Consider the following 4653-nt stretch of genomic DNA (forward strand, 5'->3'; position numbering starts at 1 on the left):
GCTACGTCTTCATCGAGACCAAATCCGGCGTGACGCGCTGCCAGATCAACAGAGACACCGTCGGCTGTGAGGCGCCCTTCACCAACTCCCCGCTGCAGGACGGCGAGCACGCCAACGGCGTCAGCATCAACAGCGGCGGCAAAGTGCAATGGGTGCTGGGCAACCTGGGCGCCATCCCGACGGTCACCATCGACTACAAGACCTACGCGGCGCAGGGCTGGACCATCATCGCCAACGCCGACGGCACCCGCTTCACCAACGACCAGACCAAGCACGGCATGTTCGTCAGCGTCGAGAAGGTCAACACGTTCTAGGGAGCCGAAAGATCAACCGTCCCAGACCAGATGGCCGTCGGGGCGGCGGCGGGCTCCCTCCGCGGGTCGGTGCGGACTGAGCCGGCCGTCGGGCATCAGGTGCCGCACGGGCACCCCGCGGCCCAGCACCGCGACGTCGGCGATCAGCCGCCGGTGACAGCGCCACCAGACGCTCTCGCTGCACATCACCGCCGTGGTGCGCCGGCCCGCATCGGCGAGAACGTCGTCCAGGGCCGCGTCGAACTCGGGCGTCCGGGTGTATGCGGCGTAGGCCCGGAACGCGGCCACCGTCCACCAGCTGTCCGGCTCCGGTTCTCCGGCCGCGATATGCCGGCGCCCGCCGAGGCGGGGCTCCCATCGGTAGCCGATGCTCCCTTGCGGCAGCCAGGATTCCAGGGCCTCGCGGCGCACGTCCGGATTGGTCCGGCTGGCCGGGTAGCGCCGCACGTCCACCACCAGCGCAACCCCCGCCCCGGCAAGCAACTCTGATAGCCGCTCCCGGCCGGCCGCCCCATGCCCCACCGTCAGCAACACCGGTTCCATACGGACAGCTTGCCCGGGCGGACCGGGGCGCGATCTGAATTGATTACCTAGCCTGCGTTAGTAACCTTGCCGTTGAGTTCGGGAGGGGTGACAATGCGAACGGGATTGATCAGCGGTCGGGCGGGCGACTGACGACGCCATGCAACTGCAATACCTCAGCATCCCGGCGCTGATTGCCGCGGCCAGTGGCGACCCCTGGGCGATCAACGCAAGCTTGCAAGCGGGGAGCCCACTGCAGATTTCCAACCTCGCGGAGGCCTTTCGCAAAGCGGGGCGCTGCACACAAGAGGCCAACGACGCGTTCGAGCAGGCTCGCACCCGGTTCGAGGCCGCCTGGAATCACCAGGATGGCGATCATCCGATCACCGGCTCCGATGAAGTGCAGCGGGTGACGAAGGCCCTTGGGGCACAGTCGCTGCAGATTCCGAAGATCGGCGCGGACCTGGAGAACATCGCCGCGACCTTGGCCGAGGCGCAAAGAACCGCGGCCGGTCAGATCGCGTCGCTGGAAGCCCAGCTGCAGGAACTCGATGAGCTGATCGGCGAAGCCGACGAGATGGAAGACGACGACGACCTCACCCAGGCCGATATCGACGCGCTCGAAGCGTTCATCGCCGGCCGTGAACAAGACGCGATCCGCGACACCAAAACCGCGCTGGCCCGGCTGCAAGCGACGCGCGACGGCTACTCCAAGTCGTTTCAGGATGCGATGGGCACCCTGCACGCCGACGGTTATGACACCGTCGGCCCCCAGGCAGGACCGGCCCCGGCACCGTCCGACCAACCCGGCCCGGCACCGGCCGGCCAGCCCGGCGGGGGTCCCGCGTTGGCCCCGACGAAGGGGGAGGTGGCAACCGGGGCCGCGGGAGCGGTGGCCGGTGGCACCGCCGACGGCGTGCGCCAGGCGACTACTAATTTGATCGCCGAGTCCCCCGGTACGGGTCCCGGGAAGGCGGATCCGGCGTTGTTGAGGTGGTTTGAGGACCCAAAAATCGGCGGAGTCGAACTCAAGGGCTTCTCGCGCGTCAGCATGGTGGTGGGTGCCGCCAGCGCGGTGCCCGCCGTCATGTCCGACATCAAGGATGGAAATTCGGTGCCGGAGGCAGTCACCCGGGAGACGGCCGGAACCGCCGCCGGGCTCTGGGCGGGCGCGGCTGTTGGAGGCCTCGCCGCGGACGCGGCGGCCGGTGCAGCGATCGGCTCGGTCGTGCCGGGTGCGGGGACCGCCATTGGCTTGGTGGTCGGCGCCGGTGTCGGAGCAGTAGTCGCATGGGGCGGATCCAAGGTGGTCGGAGAGCTTTGGCAGCCGGTCGCGAATGCCGTCGGTAGCGCCGTGCACGGCGTGGAATCAGTTTTTGGTTTCGGATAGGGCGACGACGATGCGATTCGATGAGTTCGTAGCGAGGCACGGCGTTGCTCTGTCTCCGGTCGATCGGTTCGGAGGGCTTATGGTCGAGGTGCGGGTACCGCCTGGCTGGGAACCCTTCGATTCCGCCGTCGGACTCCGGGTGTGGGCTTGCCGCACCGACCCTCACATCGACGTGTTTGGCGCGAACGCGGTGTTGACGATGCATCGTGTCGAGGCCGCTCTGGACCCCGCCGAAGTATTCGCGATGCTGGCCGAGCAACAGTTGCAGTCGGTGCCGGGCTGTCACGAAGTGCACCGCGAAGTCCGCCCCGCCGGTGCATCTGTCGGAGTTCAGGGATTGCTTGTGATGCTGATCGCCCATGAGCTCGGCACTATCGATAGCGTCTCGCGATCGAGGATCATCCCCACTGAAAAGGAGACGTTGATCGCTCAACTCACGGTGACCGCGCTACACGATTCGCCAGTGGAGCGGGCCGGCATCGGGCTGGATGTCCATATGGGTGCGGCGCCGGTAAGTCCAGCTTCGGGGGATCACCACCGCAAGGCTCCCGCCACCACAACGCGAGACAACGGCTAATGGCCAACGCTCAAACGAGCGGCAAGTGGGGGCGGATACTGCGCTACGCCTTCGGCGGCGCCATGTGCCTGATGGCGGTGGTTGCGATGTCGGTGGGAGTGCAGTGGTACTTGTCCCTGATCGCATTCTGTACGGCGCTCATCTTCATCCTCGGCAGGCGTCGGATTTTTCGGCCAGGAGTCAACCGGTCTGAAGACGAGATCGTCTGCCGCTACCTTCCCTGGTACGAGGGAAATGCTTACGTCTTGAACGTGCTGGTGCCGGCGCTGGGCGTGGTCAGTGTCGGCGCGGGTTATGCGCCCGGTAATCCGGGATGGCTTCGGTTCACCGGCATCACCCTGCTGATCCTGACGCCGGTCTTCGTGTTCAGCGCAGTGCGTATGTGGCGTCGTTGCCTGCTGGCCATCTCCCCGTCGGCGCTGACCGTGCGTTTGGCTGGACCCAAAGACGAGCTGACCGAAATCCGGCGTGATTGCGTTCGGGGCATTGAGCCCAAGATCGTCCCGAATGGGGTGAACGGACAGTCACTGCAAGTCGAGATTGCCTATCGCGCAGCGGATCTGACCAGCAAGACGGTGCTGCTCGGCCTCCAATTGAGCGTCCAGCCCATCAACCTTCTCAACGCACTGCTGGCCTGGAAAGACGGCGCCTCCGACACCCCGAGCGAGCTGCTGGATCGGGTCGAACGGATTCTCCGCGGTCATTCAACGGCCGACGTGTGACCGGCCCGGTCAGACCTTGGCGCCCAGCCCCGCGATCAGGTTGATCGTCACCGCCAGGACGACCGCCCCGAGGAGGTAGGACAGCAGCGCGTGGCGCAAGACCGTCGCCCTGATCGTGGTCAGCCCGATCTCGGTGTCCGACACCTGGTAGGTCATCCCGACGGTGAAGGCCAGGTAGGCGAAGTCCCGGAAGCGCGGCGGCTCGGGGTCGTGGAAGTTGATGCCGCCCGGTTCGTCCGAGTAGTAGAGCCGCGCGTAGTGCACGGTGTACAGCGTGTGCACGGCGACCCAGGACGCGGCGACGGTCAGGATGCCGAAGACGGCGGCGGCCAGGGCTTCGTGGCCCGCGCGTGACCCCGCCGCCACCACGTAGCCGACCCCGCCCAGGCTCGCGACGCTCGCCGACAGGATCACCGCGTCGGCGATCCACCGGGTCGGGTCCTCGCGCGTCGCCCATCGACAGGTCTGCTCGGCGTCCATGCCGAGCACGATCAGCTGCGTCCACACTACGTACGTTCCGGCGGTGACGATCCAGCCGGCCAGCGCAAAACGCCAACCGGCGGTGTTGCCCACCACGACGGCGACGGCCACGCCGAGGGCCACGGAGACCAAGATCCGGACCGCGCCCGTGTCCCGAAACAACTTCACCAGGGAGTCCACGATCTCGACCTAACCACCAAACGCGGGTCGTCGGACCACGTTCGGGTGCTCACCCGTGTCGGCCCGGCCCAGGCATCAGGAGATTGGCAGGTGAGGTCAGTACGATCAGTGCCGTGGCATCCAATGGCCCACGCGACGACTTCCACAACCAGCCGACGCAGCATGGCGACTTCGGTGTGAGCGAACAGCCGCCTACCGGCGAGATTCCGCCACCGGTCTGCCCGTGGATGAGTTCGATGACGCCGAAGATGATGAGCCCGATCAGGACCACGACGGAGACCAGCCAGGCGATCAGCATCGCCGGCTTGCGATACCAGGGGGTCGGCTCGCTCTCCTGGTCAAACGGGTCGCCGCCGTCGGCCTGCTCGGACCCCTGCGGCGGGTGCGGCGGGGGGCCGACGTCAACCGGTGATGCCGCCTTGCGGGGACCGACGGGAACCGAGATGCGGTGGTAATTGGCCTCGGCGG

At 66.9% G+C, this 4653-nt stretch carries 6 protein-coding genes and 1 pseudogene; 4 read left to right on the forward strand and 3 right to left on the reverse strand.

The window, feature by feature from the left end:
• Positions 1-314: pseudogene (locus A5624_RS10860) on the forward strand (hypothetical protein); the annotation flags it as partial.
• Positions 315-326: 12 nt separating this feature from the next.
• Here the strand turns inward: A5624_RS10860 and A5624_RS10865 are convergent.
• Complete coding sequence (locus A5624_RS10865) at positions 327-848, reverse strand: DUF488 family protein (RefSeq protein ID WP_066865927.1); 522 nt, start codon at positions 846-848, stop codon at positions 327-329.
• A gap of 148 nt (positions 849-996) precedes the next feature.
• Between A5624_RS10865 and A5624_RS10870 the strand changes: the two genes are divergently transcribed.
• Genes A5624_RS10870 through A5624_RS10880 form a run of 3 tightly spaced genes read left to right on the forward strand, consistent with a single transcriptional unit; the run spans position 997 to position 3525 of the window.
• The gene (locus A5624_RS10870; protein WP_066865915.1) at positions 997-2226 is read left to right on the forward strand and encodes a hypothetical protein; all 1230 of its coding nucleotides are present in this window, start codon (positions 997-999) and stop codon (positions 2224-2226) included.
• Between the two features lie 10 nt (positions 2227-2236).
• Positions 2237-2803, forward strand: a complete 567-nt coding sequence (locus tag A5624_RS10875; RefSeq protein WP_066865918.1) for an LpqN/LpqT family lipoprotein — start codon at positions 2237-2239, stop codon at positions 2801-2803.
• On the forward strand, positions 2803-3525 hold the full coding sequence (locus A5624_RS10880) for a hypothetical protein (protein WP_066865920.1): 723 nt from the start codon (positions 2803-2805) through the stop codon (positions 3523-3525). The genes A5624_RS10875 and A5624_RS10880 overlap by 1 nt, the downstream gene beginning before the upstream one ends.
• A 9-nt stretch (positions 3526-3534) precedes the next feature.
• Here A5624_RS10880 and A5624_RS10885 read toward each other — a convergent pair whose 3' ends face one another.
• On the reverse strand, positions 3535-4185 hold the full coding sequence (locus tag A5624_RS10885) for a DUF1345 domain-containing protein (protein ID WP_066865923.1): 651 nt from the start codon (positions 4183-4185) through the stop codon (positions 3535-3537).
• 49 nt (positions 4186-4234) lie between these two features.
• The gene (locus tag A5624_RS28155) at positions 4235-4630 is read right to left on the reverse strand and encodes a hypothetical protein (protein ID WP_232002242.1); all 396 of its coding nucleotides are present in this window, start codon (positions 4628-4630) and stop codon (positions 4235-4237) included.
• Positions 4631-4653: the final 23 nt, after the last annotated feature.

It is taken from the genome of Mycobacterium sp. 1482292.6, from assembly GCF_001672995.1.
Classification (GTDB): domain Bacteria; phylum Actinomycetota; class Actinomycetes; order Mycobacteriales; family Mycobacteriaceae; genus Mycobacterium; species Mycobacterium europaeum_A.

Excerpts from the sequence above, each read along its gene's own strand:
- A5624_RS10880 (WP_066865920.1), top strand. The coding sequence starts at position 2,803 with ATGGCCAACGCTCAAACGAGCGGCAAGTGGGGGCGGATACTGCGCTAC.
- A5624_RS10870 (WP_066865915.1), top strand. The coding sequence starts at position 997 with ATGCAACTGCAATACCTCAGCATCCCGGCGCTGATTGCCGCGGCCAGT.
- A5624_RS10875 (WP_066865918.1), top strand. The coding sequence starts at position 2,237 with ATGCGATTCGATGAGTTCGTAGCGAGGCACGGCGTTGCTCTGTCTCCG.